We start from the raw sequence: 16622 nt of genomic DNA, 5'->3' as shown, positions 1-16622 counted from the left end.
CGCCCCCTTTATCTAGCAATTTCTTCACCTAAGTACAACATGCCTTCTTCGACCTTCGTTTCAAAAACCGGTAGCGGTGCGGTCGGAGGCGTGCCCGGAACGTTAACTCCATCTTTCGTATAGCGTCCGCCGTGACATGGACAAAAGAACTGTTTTGGATATTCCTCATTCGAGGCCCAGTCCACCGTACAGCCCAGGTGTGTACAGATAGGTGATAGTGCGATGATTTCGTCATCTTCTTTGCGATACACCCATGCTGTTTTCTGGATAGTGGATTCATACCAGGCATCCACCTGCTCCACTTCCCACTCAAAACGCTGTGGTTCGTTCGTCACTTCTTTAACGTCGGCAACAGAATGGAAATCGCCTGCCGCAGCGGGCTTGAAAACAGGATCAATGGCAAATCTGACCATGGGAGCCATCATTCCTGCGGCCATAAAACCGCCGAGCCCTGTTAGTGTGTAGTTAAGAAATTGACGACGGGATACTTTTTTTGGTTCACTCATTCTTTTCCCCCCTCTATACTGACCCGATGTTTCATGGATATTAAAAATACTTTACTAAGACACTACCATGATAGCGTAAAAAGCCTGTTCGGTCAATAAATTATCAACTGTCGCGTAGGAATTATGTCTGCCAGCTTTCTTTAATAATCTCCACGATTTCTTTCGCCTGTTCTTTAACGAACGACTGGGTCTCCGTGGACTGTAAATCTCCGTTCCGCAGGCCGGGGAACCAGAGCAGTTCACCACGAAGGTCACTTTCCGATTTTCTCCAGTTTCTGTCAAAACTGAACAAGAATACGTAAGAGAAAGGTTTTTCGGTGAAGGAGTCTATCCAGTTGTTCACTCGTTCCACCTCGGCTTCCGCGTTCCCGGCTATATAATAATAATCCGGAGCCAGCACAATCCTTCCCCTGAACTGCTCTTCAATGATTCTTGAGAAGAGATTCGTCAGTTCCGCCTGAAAACCGGAACCGGTCATCTTTTCGTCAATAGAGGTATGAATTGGTATCAATGGAATAAAAAGGGTGTCGATATATTCTTTTTCTTTTACGAATTGTTCAAGATCTTTTTTTGCCCATTTCATCATTACACCCCCCTCCGAATAACATTGCCCACGTCCTGGCCGGACAGAAGTAAAAACAGGGGCGTGGATTAAGTCCCCTGTTTTTTAAACACTGTATTTATCAGTATACTTTCTGATTCACAGTTTGAAAAGTAATTCTATTTTTTTCCGGGTTCCCGGAATTAAGCTTCCAGCCTTTCGATGAATTCTTCAATTTCGGTGTTCGAAGGCTCAAGAACCAGAAACTCTTTAAATACAGACACAGCTTCTTCTTTCTGTCCGTTTTCAACAAGAAAATAGCCGTAGTCCTCAAGGAATTCCACATCTTCTTTAAAAGATAAATAAGCATTGGCATAATAACCGGAAGACTTCTCGAAGTTTTCCTCTTCCCTGCTTGCCTGGGCGAGTTTCCAGTCGTAGAGCGGGTCCACTTCTCCCGTCTTTTGAATATCTTCAAGAAGGAGTATGACGCTTTCATAATCTTCTTCTTCTTTATACCGTTCAAGAAGGAACAGCACCGCCTCTTTATAACCGGGATCTATGGCAACCGCTTCTCTCATCGCCCGATAAGCAGCTTCTTTATCTCCCTGTTTGTAGGACAGAAAACCGGTCATGTAGTATAGATCTTTATTATACTCATCTTTCGTAAGACCTTCCCGTGCTTTCTCCAGTGCTTCGGCAGCCATCCCTTCCTCTTCATAGACTCTGGCCAGAAGCGGATAAACGGATTGATAATATGGATCTTTTTTAAGAAGATCTTCCCATACCTGAATGGTTATGTCGCTTCTCCCTGCCTTGTTGGCTATGAATCCGTACCGGAACTGCACATCCGGGTTTTCCTCTTCCACTTCCTGAAAGTACTCGAGGGCTACTTCGAACCCGCCTGTAGCCGCATAGGCTTCTCCGAGCCGGGTTGCTACTTCGATATCTCCGATGACCCGGGAGTGTTCCATCGCATTTTCATAATAGGGGATACTTTTGTTATATTCACCGTTCGAAAAAGCAAGTTCCCCTAAAGCGAAGTCGATCACCGGTTCGTTCGGATCATAATGTTTCGCTGTCAGAAGTTTACTTTCCGCCACCTCAAACAGGCCCTGAGACTGATACAGATCAGCGACCTGCATGAGAGCCTGGAGATACATTTCGTCCTCGGGTTCTATTTTATTCAAAAGGTCGACCGCTTCCATGTCTTCCTCAAGGTCGATGTGGATCTCCGCCAGCATAACGATGATTTCCTGTTCCTTCGGATACTGCTGAAGAAATTCTTTCAAAATCATCTTCGCCTCTTCAAGCATCCCCCACTGTATATAGAGTTCAGCTATTGTGAATTTCTCTTCTTCATCAGCTTCCGGCAAATAATTCTGCAGTGTTTCTAGCGCATCCTGCGTTTTATTTTCCTCCATCTGATGGACTGCTTTCTGAATCTCTTCCATTAATTACACCCTTTCTGCACCGCGGGTTTCATTCTCCCTTAACAGAGCAATGATATACGAATGTCGCTTTGTATTCAAGTAAGGAAATTCCTGACCCATTAAAATATCTTCACCCGGGACCTTTCGTCCGGTGAAGATATTTTTCCTAACGATTATATAGCAAGTGCTCGAGGTCCGAAAAGAAGTCAGGATAGGAAATGTTTATGGCTTCCGGGCGGTGAATAGTGGTCTCCCCTTCGGCTAGAAGTGAAGCTACGGCTTCCATCATACCTATGCGATGGTCCCCTTTTGAAGATACTTCCGCACCCCGGAGAGCAGTTCCGCCTTTAATGATCATTCCATCTTCTGTAGGCGTAATATCCGCCCCCATTAAAGAAAGGTTGTCGCACACAGCCTGTATGCGGTCCGTCTCCTTCACTTTCAGTTCCCCGGCATCTTTGATGACCGTCGTTCCCGCAGCTTGAGTTGCGGCCAGGGCAAGAACAGGGACTTCATCGATAAGATTGGCGATCAATTCTCCTTCCACCGTAATACCCTCGAGTTCACTGCTTTTCACAGTAACATCTGCTACAGGTTCCTTCCCGATCCGGTCGGTGATTTCCACATTTATATCGGCGCCCATCTTTTTTAGAGCCTGAATAATGCCGTTACGCGTTTCATTGACACCCACTCTTCGAATAGTTACATCACTTCCGGGAACGACAGCAGCAGCAACTATAAAAAAGGCGGCTGAAGAAATATCTCCCGGGATATCTACGTTCGAAGCTTTCATTTTCTGGCCGCCCCGGACGGATATAGCGCCGAAGTCATTGGTAACTTCCACTCCGAATTCAGGGAGCATCGTTTCCGTATGGTTCCTCGTCTTCGCAGCTTCGATCACTGTTGTAACCCCTTCGGCAAAAAGTCCGGCAAGAAGAATGGCAGATTTAACCTGGGCACTCTTGACAGGCATTTCATAAGTTATTCCGCTCAGGCCGGTTCCGCTGAAAGCAAGAGGAAGTTTCTTTCCTTGTTCTCTACCCTCGATGACAGCGCCCATCTGACGGAGCGGCTTCACGACCCGGTCCATAGGGCGCGCGCTGAGAGATTCGTCCCCGTACGCTGTCGTAAATAACGGAAGCCCGGCCAACACTCCGCTCATCAGTCTGGCAGTCGTTCCGGAGTTTCCGAAATATAGCGGGGCATCCGGCTCCTTCAGTCTATCCGCTCCCTTGCCATGTACAGTCAGATCCCGTCCGTCCCGGTCGATCTGCAACCCCATTGCCCTGAACACCTCTACCGTCCTTAAACAATCTTCCGCGTCCAGGAAGCCGCTGATTCTGGAAGTCCCCTCCGCCAGAGATGCGAATATAACAGCACGATGTGAGATCGATTTGTCTCCGGGTACTGCAATCTCTCCCGATAAACCCGCTGATGCCGGATTTCTTTTCATATACATCTTCCCCCTTCATACTGCATATTTACTGTTCGGTCACTACCTCATAATTCTTCCTTCTCAGAAGGAGAGCGCTCTCCTCCTGTTCTTTTCCGGTCGGAAAGCTGATGCGGAGTACTCCCGTTATGCCTTCACGTATTTCGAGTATTTCTATGTTCTTAATACTTATACCCGCTTCGGCAAGAACTTCGATCACTTTATGGATGGTTCCCGGCTGATCATAGATATCCACGAAGATGTCATAGAAACCGGGGATGGCTCCCTTCTCTTTGACAGGCAGACCATCCCTGAATGTTTTAGCTTCCGTCAAATAACGTAACGTCTCCTCCTGTGAGTCGTTCTGCAAGTATTCTTTCAATCTGGTCATTTCCTGGATCCAGTCTTCAAGCATTGGCACGAGTTGCTGTTTATTTTGAAAAAAAATATCCTGCCACAGTGGAGGATTACTCGAAGCAATTCTTGTAATATCACGAAAGCCTCCGGCAGCAAGGTTTTTCAATTCCGGGTGTGTATGCTGCCATTTTTTTGCCTGCTGGACGAGGGAGGAGGCAATCAGGTGCGGAAAATGTGAAATTACGGCGGTCATCTCATCATGTTCCTGAGGCGAGAGAGTTACGAAGCGGGCTTTCGTCGCCTCCAGCAGCTCCCGCAGCTCTTTTGTTTTCTCACCCCGGTCGTTGACCGGAGAGAGGACGTAAATAGCATTTTCGAATAAATGAGGTTTGGCTGCTGTAAATCCGTTTTTGTGTGATCCGGACATCGGATGACCACCGATAAATGTTATCCGGTCGTTTGTGAGAAGAGAAGCTTCCTTCATCACTTCATTCTTCACTGAAGAGACATCGGTAACCAGCAGATCTTTGGTAAGAGTCACGTTGTTCAACTTCCGGATCACCTGAACGGTAGTAGTGATAGGCAGCGCGAGAAACAGAGCATCTGCCCGGGACAGCGCTTCATAGAGGTCCTCCGCCTTCTCATCAATGACGCCCTGGCGATAAGCCAGTTCAAGGCTCTGGACATCTTCATCATGCCCTAATATGAAGTGGCCTTCCTTTTTAATATTCATGGCCAGAGAGCCACCGATCAGACCGAGACCGGCGACTACTACAGTTTTATTCATATCTCTTCCTCCTGCTTCACCTTCTCTTCAATGTACCCCTGGATTTTTTTCATATCCTCTTTACTTCCAATGGTGAGACGAATGGATTCCGGGATACCGAGAGCTTCTCCGGAACGTACGATGAACCCTTTCGTCAGCAGGTATTCAAACATTTCATCTCCACTGATCGGTAAATGCAGCAGTACAAAGTTAGCTTCCGAGTCATCGTAGCGAAGATCGATAGAGTCACAGAAATCCATAAACGCTTTCTTGTTTTCCCTGGTCCGCGTCACCGTATCTTCTAAAAACTCCTGATCTTCAAGCGCCAGCACAGCCGCTTTCTGGGCTACGACCGAAGTATTGAACGGCTCACGTGCCGGTTCCATCGCGGAAATCGTTTCCGGATCGCCTACGCCGTACCCTATCCGCAGGCCGGCCAGCCCGTAAGCTTTGGAAAACGTCCGCAATACCATTACATTCTTGTGATTATTAACGAGTTCCAGTGAGGATGCCCGTTTTTCTTTATCTGCGTATTCATAATAAGCTTCATCTATAACGATCAATACGTGGGAGGGGGTACGATCTATAATCTCTTTCAGTTTTTCCTCCCCGAGCAGTACCCCTGTCGGGTTGTTGGGGGAACACAGCCAGAGAATCCTTGTGTGATCATCCACTTTATTCAGCATAGTTTCGGTGTCATGATGTCCATCTTCCGTAAGAACCACTTCGCGCACCTCCGCTCCTTCAAGAAGAGCGTTGTGTTTGTATTGAGGGAACGTAGGTACGGCCATCACCGTGTTCGTCAACGGTTCCAGGAAAGCACGACATAGAATCTGAACGATCTCATCCGACCCGTTCCCGAAAATAAGCTGGTCTTCCCCGATTTGATAAAAATCCGAGACCGCTCCCCTGATTTCTCTGGCATGACCATCCGGATAGTACTCTAAACTTTCGAGCATCCGCGGGAGTTCTTCCTTCACCTTTCCTGAGAACCCGAACGGATTCTCATTGGAAGCCAGTTTCACTATCTTTTCAAGTCCGTATTCCCTCTTCACTTCATCAATCTGTTTCCCCGGTTTATACGGAGTCATTTCATTTAATATCGGTTTCGTCTTCATTTGGCACCGCCTTCCTCTTTTAAATCAGGACGAAGCTTAATCGCTTCGTGATGATAAATATGGTTAATTTCTTTCTGTTCCGCAGTCGTATTGACCGTTACCATCACCCTTATACACCTGCTTAAACCTTCAGGTACATCGATTTCACGCATGCACATGACCGGCACGTATTTCCAGCCGTCCAGGTTCCGTAACGATTTTGCAGGAAAGGCAGCGTTCAGATCGGCCGTGGCGCTGAAAAGTACCTGGGTTACGTCCTCTGCCGAAATTCTGTTTTCCTCTACGATCTCTTTCATTAATTCATACGACCTGCTCACGATTTCAGTAGCGTCGTCTGTTTCAACTGTGGTCGCTCCACGGATTCCACGAATCATTCGATCACCTCATTTTTGAACTGCTTCAACGCATGGAGAAGCTCATCTTCTTCTACATGCGAAACGTAAGGACTGCCGACTGCCTGTAAAAGCACATAGTTGATTTTCCCTCTCTCGGCTTTTTTATCGCGCTTCATATGTTCCAGGAGTTTCCTTTCATCCAGTTCGCCGACTACTTCCAGTGGGTAACCGTTATTATCAGCCCAGACGAGAAGACTATTGCGTTCTTCTTCCATACCGCTGAGGGAAAGAGCAAATATAATTCCGATAACCACCGCTTCCCCGTGTGTAACGGATCCATAATCCAATTCTGTCTCGATGGCGTGAGCCAGTGTATGGCCGAGATTCAGGTACTTTCTAACACCGGCCTCTTTTTCATCCTGCTCGACGATGGAGGCTTTCAGCCGGACTCCACGAATAAGATCTCGGGCTGCCTTATGATTTTCAAGTTCTTTCAGTTCCCTCTCCATAATTTCATCGAACCAGCATTTATCACTGAGCAGTGCATGTTTCACTACTTCGCCATATCCCGAGCGTTTCTCTTTCAAAGGTAAAGAATCAATCATTTCCGTATCGAAAAGAACTTTATCCGGATGATGGAAAGCACCAATCAGATTTTTTCCCGCTTTATGGTTGATTGCCACTTTCCCGCCGACGCTGCTGTCGTGGGCGAGAATACTCGTAGGCATTTGTATATAGGAGATACCACGAAGGTAAGTGGCAGCAACGAACCCGGCCAGATCTCCGGTCATTCCTCCGCCAAGGGCTATGATCAGCGATTTTCTATCCAGATTGCACGAGATACAATAGTCAAGAAGACGATCGTACCATTCCATGCTTTTCGTACCTTCCCCCGGCGGGATAACTTTACAAAAAATATTTCCTCTTGTCTTCAGGACATTTGTTATATCATCCATATATAGACCCGCCACATGCCTGTCCGCAATGATAAGAATGCTGCTGTAGCTGTCAGCAATATATTCATTCAGTTCGCGTCGCAGACCGTCTGCTATCATCACGTCATACGCTGTAGTCCCGGGGATATTCACCTGTAACCGTTCCATGTCAGAAATTCCTCACTTCCTCACGATAGTTATCCAGAGCCTCTTTCAGACGCGGGAAATAATCGGAAGGGAATTCTTCCGTAATCGCTTTTGCCACCTCGAAAGCCACTACGTGCTCCATCACTACAGATGCAGCCGGTACCGCACAGGAATCAGAACGTTCGATACTTGCAGAGAAAGGTTCTTTCGACTCGATGTCCACACTTTGAAGCGGTTTGTAGAGCGTAGGGATCGGCTTCATCACCCCTTTAACGACAATCGGCATTCCGGTAGTCATACCGCCTTCGAATCCTCCGAGTCTGTTCGTCTTTCTGAAATAGCCCCGGTCCTCTTCCCAGTCTATTTCATCGTGAACCTCACTTCCGTTTTTCCGTGCAGCTTCAAAACCGATTCCGAATTCGACACCTTTGAAAGCGTTGATACTCATTACACTGAAGCCTATTTTCGCGTCCAGCTTCTTATCGTACTGGACGTAAGAGCCAAGACCGGCAGGTACACCTTCCACGTAAACTTCAGCTACGCCGCCGATCGAATCGCCTTCTTTTTTCGCATCGTCGATCGCCTTTTTCATTTCTTCGGTTGCGCCGTCATCGAGGGTGTTGACAGGGGATTCCTCAGCTTTCTTCATTCTCTCATCGATCGGCATAGTCTCATCAAAAGGACTGACGATCCCTGCAATCTCCCTCACGTAGCCGGCTACCTTGATTCCGAGTTCTTCAAGGAGTACTTTAGCAACGGCACCTGCAGCAACTCTGGCAGCGGTTTCTCTGGCTGAAGACCTTTCCAGTACGTTTCTGAGGTCTCTGTGGCCATACTTCATCCCGCCGTTAAGATCGGCATGTCCCGGCCTGGGTCTCGTTACTGTGCGTCTAATCTTTTCACCTTCAGGAAAAGGGTCTTCTCCCATAATATCCGTCCAATGTTTGAAATCGTCGTTATGTATGACCAGAGAAATCGGTGAACCAAGCGTGTACCCATGACGGACACCGGAAGTGATATCAGCTGTATCTTTTTCGATCTGCATTCGTTTTCCGCGTCCGTGACCTCCCTGCCTTCTTCTCAAAGAACCATTGATCTGTTCCTGAGTAATGGGAAGATGGGAAGGAATCCCTTCAATAATTGTTGTCAGTTGTTTTCCATGAGATTCTCCAGCAGTCAAATAGCGCATATTCACCCCGACCTTTCTTGAATTTTACGTACTACTATACCACATACTTTCCGGGTTGTGTGATTTAAAATTCTAAATTGTAATACTATTAAAGATTATCCTTCGATTGAATATTAGTAACGAACATGGTGATCCCCGGCTGCGGAAATAGTACCTTCTCCACTTATAATAGATAAATATTTTTCTACTGTAAAGCGTAGAAGCACAAAAGTAAAACTAAACCGCTTTCAATATGAAAGCGGTGAAGGTCTTCAGAAAATCCATTTGTCTCCGTCTTTTTCGTAGTCCACGAATGGCTTTCCGCCTGCGAATAGAGCGATCTCCCTTTCCGCACTTTCCTGGCTGTCGGACCCGTGAATCACGTTTTTTCCAACTGTCAGGCCGAAATCGCCTCTGATAGTGCCGGGCTCCGAGTCTTTCGGGTTTGTCGCACCCATCATTTTACGACCGATCGCAATCGCATTTTCACCTTCCCAAACCATGGCAAAAGAAGGATTGGATGTAATGAAACCTACGAGATCTTTAAAAAACGGCTTATCTTTATGTTCTGCGTAATGCTCTGATGCAAGTTGTTCCGTAACCTGCGTCATTTCCGCATATACGAGCTTGAGACCTTTCTTTTCAAATCGGGAAACGATTTCTCCCACAAGGTTACGCTGTACTCCGTCGGGTTTAACCATAATGAACGTTCTTTCCATTGTGAACCACCTCACTGTAAAATATGTAAGCGCTTATACGCCTTTTACATTGTAACAAGTTTGATCCACATAAGCAATTTCAGGAATTCCTTTTACCGATATATTTGGCGATGGCTTTTAATGCCTGCTTGGGTCTCCCTGTCGGCAGCTGCTGAAGGGACTGGAACGCTTCCTTCAGATAACGTTCACTGAGCTCTAACGACCTGTCGATGTAATCTCCTTCTTTCACTTTTCTGATGAACGGTTCCGCTTCCTCTTTTGTAAGAGTTGAAGTATGAGAGAAAGCTTTCCTCAGGTCTTCCCTGAATTCTTCATCTTCCTGTATGGCGTAAAGGACAGGGAGCGTTATATTCCCCTGCATCAGATCACTTCCCGCCGGTTTTCCCAGTTCTTCCTCGGATGAAGTGAAATCGAGAATGTCATCTATAATCTGATAACTCATACCCACATTATATCCGTACTTATACAGAGCTCTCTCTTTTTTCAGGGAAGCTTCTCCTGCTATGGCTCCAAGACGACAGCTTTCCGCAATTAAAATAGCGGTTTTCCTCTTGATTCTGCGCAAGTAAGTACGGAGGTTCTGATCCACTTCCCCTTTATCTTTAATCTGCTCAATTTCCCCTACACAAAGTTCCATCATCGTTTTTGACAGAACCTGATGAGCTCTCATATTGTCTATGCTGCCCATGGCTTCGAGCGCAAGCGCAAACATATAATCACCCGTGTACATGGCCACGTGGTTGTCGTACTGTTCTTTTACAGTAAGGTCACCGCGTCGCAGCTTGGCATCGTCGATCACATCATCGTGGACGAGAGAGCCGGTATGAATAAGTTCAAGGGCCTTGGCACAATTTTTCATTTTATCAAAATCATACTTCCCGAATTTCCCTGCGAGCAGCACAAAAACAGGACGGATACGTTTCCCTCCTGCTTCAAGAAGCTGATTGGAAGCTTTTTGCAGCACTTTTTCCTCGGTAGAAACCGAATGCAGCACTTCCATTTCGACTGCATCAAGGTCTTTATTTAAAAATGAATAAAGTTTAGTTAATTTCATATACTTTCATCCTTGGTGTATAAATTACTTTCTTCCCATGTGCATGGCCGCTACACCTGCTGAATAGGATTTCATCTCAACGTCGGAAAAGCCGGCATCTTCGAAAAGACGCTTAAGCTCGATTTTTCCGGGAAAACTTTTGGCAGATTCGTTCAGCCACTGATATTCTTTGAAACTCTCCGCAAACCACTTTCCGAGAAGCGGCATCACTTTCTCAAAATAAGTATAATACACCTTCTTGAAAACCGGATTTTCCGGCTGGCTCGTCTCCAGACAGACGACCGTCCCGCCGGGCTTCAGCACCCGGTACATTTCGCACAGTGCCTGAAAATAATCAGGAACATTACGGAGGCCAAATCCTACAGTAACATAATCAAACGTATTATCTTCAAAAGGAAGAGCCATCGCATTTCCGTGCTGATATTCTATATTAATAAAGTGCGGCTGCTCGATTTTCTTTTTCACTGCTTCGGCTAACATATTGTAGCTGAAGTCCACGCCGATGACATGACCGCTGTTTCCTACCGCGTTACCCATCGCCATCGTCCAGTCCCCGGTACCGCAGCAGACGTCCAGTGCATGTGAGCCTTTTGCAACGTCCATCCGTTTCATTACATCCCTTCTCCACAGCTTGTGCTGCTGAAAAGATATAATTGAATTCATTTTATCGTAACGGGTGGATATGTTTTCAAACACGCGGTGTACCCGTTCTTCTTTTCTTTCCTCCATTAGAATCTCATCCCTCAGTTAAATTCTTGTGCTAAATCTTCGTCGAGTTTCCTGTACAATTTTTCCGGAACACTGCTTCCAGGACCCAGATTTTTAAATGAAGCGTAGGCTTCTTTCTTATACTTCTCTATGTTGTCAGCAATTTCATACGCATAGTTCTTCGACTGTTCAGGTTTAGAAAAAGCCTGGTTCTTTTCGAAACCCCAATTGTTGAGACCTTTAACGTACATACTTTCCACTACAGCGCCACAGTCGCCGGGAGGCATGAAATGACACCATACATTGTAGGCAAGCAGAGTTTCCACGTTTTTATATGTCTGAACATACGAAGTCAGAGAATCGTGCTTTCCGTAGTATAAACGGACTTTCTGCTCGTTCACTTCCCTTATCGTTTTGGCGAGAACCTGAATGAAATCAAGGTCATTTATAAGTGAGAGCAGATGATAATATAAACCGCTGTAAAAATCACCGGCAAGTACGGTTAATTGCCTTTTGCGTACTTCATCCACTTCTTTGTTACTGTTATCCACCGTAACGAAATCGTGAGTATCCAGAGCCATCTGTACGAACATCACAGATAACAGATAGTTATCGTGCATATCTTTCCGCTCAGGTAAATGATCAAACAAGTGTATGTAAGTTTTCATTTTTCTTTCATCTATAGCAGGTTCACCAATGTGCTTACTAAGGTAAGGATGATAAGCGTAGGATGAAATTTGCTCTTTATAGTAGGTGATGCGACTGTTCAAGTCATTCATTTCCATCAGAAATCCCTTTCTTTCTGTACATGCAGCCATCAGTACCATTCCCCGCAGGGTAAGTTATAAACTCATTTCGCTTTCATTTGTTATTTCCCCGTGGCTCGTCTGAATCACGGCTTTTCCGCGCACCTTAACTGCTGACGTATGGTCGGTGAACTGGGCGATCATGACTTCTCCTTTATCCAGCTTCTCTGAATGATGGAATCTCGTATCACTGCCTCTCGTGAGTCCGATCACGTTGACCCCGTCTTCCAATGCCTTTATTACAAAAAACTCATTTGAATCTTTCATCATCTGTCCTCCTCACCTTTCTTTATTTAACTATCGCTTATATAAACTACCATGTCAAAAAAAATATTTTTAATAGAAAAAGGGTGCTCTTATGGCACCCTTCTTCACGCCCTATGTAGCTTATTTTACAGCATCTTTAAGGGCTTTACCTGGTTTGAATGCAGGAACTTTACTTGCTGGAATTTCAATTTCCTCTCCAGTTTGCGGGTTACGTCCTTTACGGGCGGAACGTTCGCGTACTTCAAAGTTCCCGAATCCAATCAGTTGAACCTTTTCACCATCTTTAAGTGAATCCATGATAGATTCGAATACAGAGTCTACTGCTTTTGTAGCGTCTTTCTTAGAAAGATCCGCCTGCTCAGAAACTGCATTGATTAGATCTGTTTTGTTCATGATATTCACCTCCTCTCAAAGAAGGTTAACTCCTTCATCAGTCCCCGTAAATACGGGGTGACATGCTCAATACTAAACGACTTCTTTCCGTTTTTCAATAGCTAAACGTACGATAAACGTTGATATTACAGGGTTTTTTTAATAATAAGGCGTATTTGCACGTGTTAATTTACATATTTTTACTTTTAAATACAATTTATTGAAATTGCTATGCTTGTATTTCGCTGATTCAAACTTAAGCATCCGGTTCATCAGTCATCAAAGAAGCCTGCGGACAGGCTGAGTCAGCTTTCCGCAAGCTTTTCTTCTGTTCAGGGGGCCTGCTGCATAAACACCGGCTCCCCGTTCTCGATTGTGTAAGGAGGGCTGTAAACCGGAGCTACAGCTGAATGCTGCGTTAACAGGTATCTTATATCCTCACCTGTGTCATAGGAATGGTCATATTCCTTAAGAAAGCTGTTCAAATCCTTCCGGTAATCGATTAATACATCACCGCTCCCGTTCACATACAGCGGCAACAGTTCACCGGAGTATGGACTTTTTACAGTCGGAGGTCCATCCAGATTCAACTTTTCGTGATCCAGGCTGTAGACACCCGGCGCAATCCTTTCTTTGTAGGGGGTGAACTGGTTTTTTTCTTCATAAAAATGAAGTTTCGTTTCTATTTCCCGAATCTTTTCGGTTATTCTGAGATCTACGACTTTCACTTTAGCTTCGGTCTCCGGTTTAATAATGATGTACTGATAATAGCCGCCGTTCTCAAAAGCTGTTCCGGGTATCTCCATCAGTAAACCGGCCTCTTTCAGACGGGTGAAGTCTATCTGGTATTTCTGAAAGACAGGAGTTTCCTCCGGTTTCGTTTTAATCGGCAGGCGTCCACTCTGCTGCTGCTTGAACTTATCGACAGCATTCTGTACCTGGGCCAGCTGGGCATCGTTCGGAAGACTGTTAGCTGCTTCCTCGGATTGAGGGAACATACAACCACTTAACAATACCAATACCAGAAGCATGATCGGGTATTTAACTGTGTTCATCTGTTTCTCTCCTTTACGGGGTAGGCCCGCTCAGTACTATGTACATAATGATAATTCCTCCTACAATCATACACAAATAAGCTATAACAGCTGTTATTACGGAGAAAACGCCTTTCAACTTATGTCTGCTCAGTAAAATCAGCCCTACAGCCAAAAACATCAGTATTATACCTGCAAAAGAAATCCACATTTTTATCAATGATAGTGACATATTGTCCAACTCCTACCTGGCTTTTCAGAAAAATCTTAGCATAAGCTTCTAAAAGGGTCAAAGTAAAAAACCGGTCCGCCTGGCAATGCGGGAATCCGGTTTTTCTATTCAGGGTGACCGTTATTTAAATGAAAGAACGTCTCTTACTTCTTCATCTTCTGATCAAGCACATCTACAAGATCTTCCATTTCATGACGTCTGACCCTGGTCATGAGCTGTTCCACTACCTCCCTCGGGTTGGCATCCTTGAAAAGAATATAGTAGATTCCCGAAGTGATGGGCATATTGATATTCTGCTCTTCAGCCATCTGGAAGGCAGCTTCGGTGGTCCGCACGCCTTCAACTACCATACCCATGTCAGCCAGAACGGTTTGAAGATTCTCTCCCTTACCGAGCTTGAAACCGGCTCTCCAGTTTCTGCTGTGAGAACTCGTACAGGTGACAATCAAGTCACCGATTCCCGCAAGTCCGGAGAAGGTAAGAGGATTGGCTCCCATGGAAGTCCCGAGTCTCGCCACTTCGGCAAGTCCTCTTGTTATAAGAGCCGCCTTCGCATTATCCCCATACCCGAGACCATCGGAAATACCGGCACCAAGCGCAATAATGTTTTTCAAAGAACCACCGAGTTCCACTCCGACCAAATCGGGAGAGGTATATACGCGAAATTGGCTGTTGATAAAAAGACTTTGCACTTCTTCCGCGATTTCAAGGTTTTCAGAAGAGACAGTAACGGTTGTCGGCTGCCTTAACGCTACCTCCTCCGCATGCGAAGGACCGGATAACACGATCACAGCCCGGCGTTTCTCTTCCGGGATTTCTTCTGTAATGACTTCCGAGACACGCTTGTATGTTTTCGGTTCGATTCCTTTGGAAGCGTGAATAACGGTTGCTGGTGAGTCAAGAGCCGTTATGAGAGAACGACAAACCTCTCTCACTGCTTTAGTCGGTACAGCCAGAAGTATATAATCAGAACCTTCCACGCTTTCTGTAAGATCATCGAATATCTGAATGTTATCAGGCAGGGAAGCATTTTCCAGATATCTCTTATTCTCTCTCGTCTTCCTCATTTCTTCCGCATGCTCGACTCTGTGGGCCCACAAATGGACCTGATGATCATTGTCAGCTAAAACGAGGGCAAGAGCTGTCCCCCAGCTCCCGGCACCAAGCACTGAAATATTGGCCATTTATATCCCTCCCGTAAGTTTTTAAGTTCTCTTTCTAGCAATGATGTGTATCGGTGTCCCTACAAATCCGAATGCTTCTCTGATTCTGTTTTCCAGAAAACGTTCATACGTAAAATGCATCAGGTTCGGGTCATTTACGAAGACTACGAATGTCGGAGGTTTCACTGCTACCTGGGTGGAATAGAAAATCTTCAGCGTCTGTCCCTTGATCGATGGAGAAGGGTTCATTGCAAGCGCGTCCACAATAACTTCATTCAACAGATTGGTCGACACTCTCTTGGCGTGATTCTCACTGGCCTGCACGACGGCAGGTAACAGCGTATGAATTCTCTTTTTAGTTTTTGCGGATAAGAAAACTACCGGAGCATAATCAAGGTATCTGAAAGCCGAACGGACCTCATCTTCGAATTCCTTGATCGAGGTCTCGTCCTTATCTATAGTATCCCACTTATTCACGACAATCACTACTGATTTACCTGCCTCATGCGCGTACCCGGCTATTTTTTTGTCCTGCTCCTGAATACCCGTATCCGCGTCAATCAGAGCCAGAACTACATCCGATCTTTCAATTGCTTTAAGGGCTCGCATAACACTGTATTTTTCCGTGGATTCGTACACTTTTCCGCGTTTCCTCATGCCAGCGGTATCGATGATAACGAAATCCTGGTCATCTCTCGTAAAAGATGTATCTACTGCATCTCTCGTAGTTCCGGCGATGTCGCTCACTATGACCCTTTCCTGACCGAGAAGGCTGTTAATCAGAGAAGATTTGCCCACGTTAGGACGTCCGATTACACTGAAACGTATAGTTTCGTCATCTTCCACCTCTTCCGGCAAGTCGGGGAAGTGCGTAATTGTTTCGTCCAGAAGATCCCCGAGGCCAAGACCATGGGAACCCGAAATCGGATAAGGATCACCGAAACCGAGAGAATAAAATTCGTATATGGTTTGCCTCATCTCAGGGTTATCCACTTTATTCACGGCAAGTACCACGGGTTTATTCGACTTGAACAGAAGCTTACTCACTTCTTCATCCGCTGCAGTAATCCCGTCCCGGCCGTTGACCATGAATATGATTACGTCCGATTCTTCTATCGCGATTTCGGCCTGTGCTCTCATCTGAACCAGAAGTGGTTCGTCCCCGAGTTCTATACCACCCGTATCTATGACGTGAAAAGTATGGTTCAGCCACTCTGCGTCAGCGTATATTCTGTCTCTTGTAACTCCGGGGGTATCTTCTACAATAGAGATCCGTTCCCCGACCAGTCTGTTAAATATGGTAGATTTTCCTACGTTTGGTCTTCCTACTATAGCTACTGTTGATTTCCTCATGAAAGGTACATCCTTTCTTTCTTCCTCTATAAATTACTTTACTACATCTTAACCTTATCATTTTAGCAGAAGGTCGGGAATATGACAATCTGTATTAATAACGGCGCATCAGAAATATACCGAATAATATGGAATGGCGCAGCCGGACCATTTTAATCATATTACAGACACTTCTA

The 16622-nt window shown here is 45.7% G+C and carries 19 protein-coding genes; all 19 read right to left on the bottom strand.

Going from position 1 to position 16622, the window contains the following annotated elements; genetic code table 11:
- Positions 1-8: 8 nt before the first annotated feature.
- The 19 genes from BLU03_RS05835 to der all read right to left on the bottom strand — a co-directional run bounded on the left by BLU03_RS05835 (position 9) and on the right by der (position 16446).
- The gene (locus BLU03_RS05835; RefSeq protein WP_008587521.1) at positions 9-506 is read right to left on the bottom strand and encodes a QcrA and Rieske domain-containing protein; all 498 of its coding nucleotides are present in this window, start codon (positions 504-506) and stop codon (positions 9-11) included.
- A gap of 121 nt (positions 507-627) precedes the next feature.
- Positions 628-1089: a DUF2487 family protein gene (locus BLU03_RS05830; RefSeq protein WP_008587518.1), complete on the bottom strand. Its 462-nt coding sequence runs from the start codon at positions 1087-1089 to the stop codon at positions 628-630.
- A 161-nt stretch (positions 1090-1250) separates the two neighbouring features.
- Positions 1251-2501, bottom strand: a complete 1251-nt coding sequence (locus BLU03_RS05825; RefSeq protein ID WP_093106258.1) for a tetratricopeptide repeat protein — start codon at positions 2499-2501, stop codon at positions 1251-1253.
- Between the two features lie 145 nt (positions 2502-2646).
- Positions 2647-3933 (bottom strand): 3-phosphoshikimate 1-carboxyvinyltransferase, encoded by a 1287-nt coding sequence (gene aroA / locus BLU03_RS05820; RefSeq protein WP_093106255.1) that lies wholly within the window; start codon positions 3931-3933, stop codon positions 2647-2649.
- A gap of 28 nt (positions 3934-3961) precedes the next feature.
- A complete protein-coding gene (locus tag BLU03_RS05815) occupies positions 3962-5056 on the bottom strand; it encodes a prephenate dehydrogenase (protein WP_093106253.1) in 1095 nt (364 codons plus the stop codon).
- Positions 5053-6153 (bottom strand): histidinol-phosphate transaminase, encoded by a 1101-nt coding sequence (hisC, locus tag BLU03_RS05810; protein WP_008587508.1) that lies wholly within the window; start codon positions 6151-6153, stop codon positions 5053-5055. The genes BLU03_RS05815 and hisC overlap by 4 nt, the downstream gene beginning before the upstream one ends.
- Positions 6150-6527 carry a chorismate mutase gene (gene aroH, locus BLU03_RS05805; protein ID WP_008587506.1) on the bottom strand — a complete coding sequence of 126 codons (378 nt, stop codon included), beginning with the start codon at positions 6525-6527 and terminating at the stop codon, positions 6150-6152. Before aroH ends, hisC begins: the two co-directional genes overlap by 4 nt.
- A complete protein-coding gene (aroB, locus tag BLU03_RS05800; protein ID WP_093106250.1) occupies positions 6524-7591 on the bottom strand; it encodes a 3-dehydroquinate synthase in 1068 nt (355 codons plus the stop codon). Before aroB ends, aroH begins: the two co-directional genes overlap by 4 nt.
- Before the next feature lies 1 nt (position 7592).
- Positions 7593-8759, bottom strand: a complete 1167-nt coding sequence (gene aroC / locus BLU03_RS05795) for a chorismate synthase (protein WP_008587501.1) — start codon at positions 8757-8759, stop codon at positions 7593-7595.
- Positions 8760-9010: 251 nt separating this feature from the next.
- A complete protein-coding gene (ndk, locus tag BLU03_RS05790) occupies positions 9011-9457 on the bottom strand; it encodes a nucleoside-diphosphate kinase (RefSeq protein WP_093106248.1) in 447 nt (148 codons plus the stop codon).
- Between the two features lie 79 nt (positions 9458-9536).
- Entirely contained in the window at positions 9537-10511 is a 975-nt protein-coding gene (gene hepT / locus BLU03_RS05785; RefSeq protein ID WP_076570087.1) for a heptaprenyl diphosphate synthase component II, read from the bottom strand.
- Positions 10512-10535: 24 nt separating this feature from the next.
- On the bottom strand, positions 10536-11240 hold the full coding sequence (locus BLU03_RS05780; RefSeq protein ID WP_093106245.1) for a demethylmenaquinone methyltransferase: 705 nt from the start codon (positions 11238-11240) through the stop codon (positions 10536-10538).
- Between the two features lie 14 nt (positions 11241-11254).
- Positions 11255-12037 carry a heptaprenyl diphosphate synthase component 1 gene (locus BLU03_RS05775; protein WP_008587492.1) on the bottom strand — a complete coding sequence of 261 codons (783 nt, stop codon included), beginning with the start codon at positions 12035-12037 and terminating at the stop codon, positions 11255-11257.
- A gap of 24 nt (positions 12038-12061) precedes the next feature.
- Complete coding sequence (mtrB, locus tag BLU03_RS05770) at positions 12062-12292, bottom strand: trp RNA-binding attenuation protein MtrB (protein ID WP_008587489.1); 231 nt, start codon at positions 12290-12292, stop codon at positions 12062-12064.
- A 120-nt stretch (positions 12293-12412) separates the two neighbouring features.
- Positions 12413-12685, bottom strand: coding sequence for an HU family DNA-binding protein (locus BLU03_RS05765; protein WP_008587486.1), 273 nt, complete (start codon positions 12683-12685; stop codon positions 12413-12415).
- A 311-nt stretch (positions 12686-12996) separates the two neighbouring features.
- Positions 12997-13719, bottom strand: a complete 723-nt coding sequence (locus BLU03_RS05760) for a hypothetical protein (protein WP_093106243.1) — start codon at positions 13717-13719, stop codon at positions 12997-12999.
- A 13-nt stretch (positions 13720-13732) separates the two neighbouring features.
- Complete coding sequence (locus BLU03_RS05755; protein ID WP_008587482.1) at positions 13733-13930, bottom strand: DUF2768 domain-containing protein; 198 nt, start codon at positions 13928-13930, stop codon at positions 13733-13735.
- A 143-nt stretch (positions 13931-14073) separates the two neighbouring features.
- Entirely contained in the window at positions 14074-15114 is a 1041-nt protein-coding gene (locus tag BLU03_RS05750) for an NAD(P)H-dependent glycerol-3-phosphate dehydrogenase (protein ID WP_093106240.1), read from the bottom strand.
- A gap of 21 nt (positions 15115-15135) precedes the next feature.
- The gene (gene der / locus BLU03_RS05745) at positions 15136-16446 is read right to left on the bottom strand and encodes a ribosome biogenesis GTPase Der (protein WP_076570083.1); all 1311 of its coding nucleotides are present in this window, start codon (positions 16444-16446) and stop codon (positions 15136-15138) included.
- Positions 16447-16622: the final 176 nt, after the last annotated feature.

It is taken from the genome of Salimicrobium album (genome assembly GCF_900107115.1).
GTDB classification, from domain to species: domain Bacteria; phylum Bacillota; class Bacilli; order Bacillales; family Halobacillaceae; genus Salimicrobium; species Salimicrobium album.
This window is presented reverse-complemented; position numbering and strand designations above follow the sequence as displayed.

Excerpts from the sequence above, each read along its gene's own strand:
- BLU03_RS05825 (WP_093106258.1), bottom strand. The coding sequence starts at position 2,501 with ATGGAAGAGATTCAGAAAGCAGTCCATCAGATGGAGGAAAATAAAACG.
- BLU03_RS05815 (WP_093106253.1), bottom strand. The coding sequence starts at position 5,056 with ATGAATAAAACTGTAGTAGTCGCCGGTCTCGGTCTGATCGGTGGCTCT.
- mtrB (WP_008587489.1), bottom strand. The coding sequence starts at position 12,292 with ATGAAAGATTCAAATGAGTTTTTTGTAATAAAGGCATTGGAAGACGGG.
- BLU03_RS05755 (WP_008587482.1), bottom strand. The coding sequence starts at position 13,930 with ATGTCACTATCATTGATAAAAATGTGGATTTCTTTTGCAGGTATAATA.
- aroA (WP_093106255.1), bottom strand. The coding sequence starts at position 3,933 with ATGAAAAGAAATCCGGCATCAGCGGGTTTATCGGGAGAGATTGCAGTA.
- BLU03_RS05750 (WP_093106240.1), bottom strand. The coding sequence starts at position 15,114 with ATGGCCAATATTTCAGTGCTTGGTGCCGGGAGCTGGGGGACAGCTCTT.
- BLU03_RS05830 (WP_008587518.1), bottom strand. The coding sequence starts at position 1,089 with ATGAAATGGGCAAAAAAAGATCTTGAACAATTCGTAAAAGAAAAAGAA.
- BLU03_RS05760 (WP_093106243.1), bottom strand. The coding sequence starts at position 13,719 with ATGAACACAGTTAAATACCCGATCATGCTTCTGGTATTGGTATTGTTA.
- BLU03_RS05765 (WP_008587486.1), bottom strand. The coding sequence starts at position 12,685 with ATGAACAAAACAGATCTAATCAATGCAGTTTCTGAGCAGGCGGATCTT.
- hepT (WP_076570087.1), bottom strand. The coding sequence starts at position 10,511 with ATGAAATTAACTAAACTTTATTCATTTTTAAATAAAGACCTTGATGCA.
- BLU03_RS05780 (WP_093106245.1), bottom strand. The coding sequence starts at position 11,240 with ATGGAGGAAAGAAAAGAAGAACGGGTACACCGCGTGTTTGAAAACATA.
- der (WP_076570083.1), bottom strand. The coding sequence starts at position 16,446 with ATGAGGAAATCAACAGTAGCTATAGTAGGAAGACCAAACGTAGGAAAA.
- aroH (WP_008587506.1), bottom strand. The coding sequence starts at position 6,527 with ATGATTCGTGGAATCCGTGGAGCGACCACAGTTGAAACAGACGACGCT.
- aroC (WP_008587501.1), bottom strand. The coding sequence starts at position 8,759 with ATGCGCTATTTGACTGCTGGAGAATCTCATGGAAAACAACTGACAACA.
- aroB (WP_093106250.1), bottom strand. The coding sequence starts at position 7,591 with ATGGAACGGTTACAGGTGAATATCCCCGGGACTACAGCGTATGACGTG.
- BLU03_RS05835 (WP_008587521.1), bottom strand. The coding sequence starts at position 506 with ATGAGTGAACCAAAAAAAGTATCCCGTCGTCAATTTCTTAACTACACA.
- ndk (WP_093106248.1), bottom strand. The coding sequence starts at position 9,457 with ATGGAAAGAACGTTCATTATGGTTAAACCCGACGGAGTACAGCGTAAC.
- BLU03_RS05775 (WP_008587492.1), bottom strand. The coding sequence starts at position 12,037 with ATGGCTGCATGTACAGAAAGAAAGGGATTTCTGATGGAAATGAATGAC.
- hisC (WP_008587508.1), bottom strand. The coding sequence starts at position 6,153 with ATGAAGACGAAACCGATATTAAATGAAATGACTCCGTATAAACCGGGG.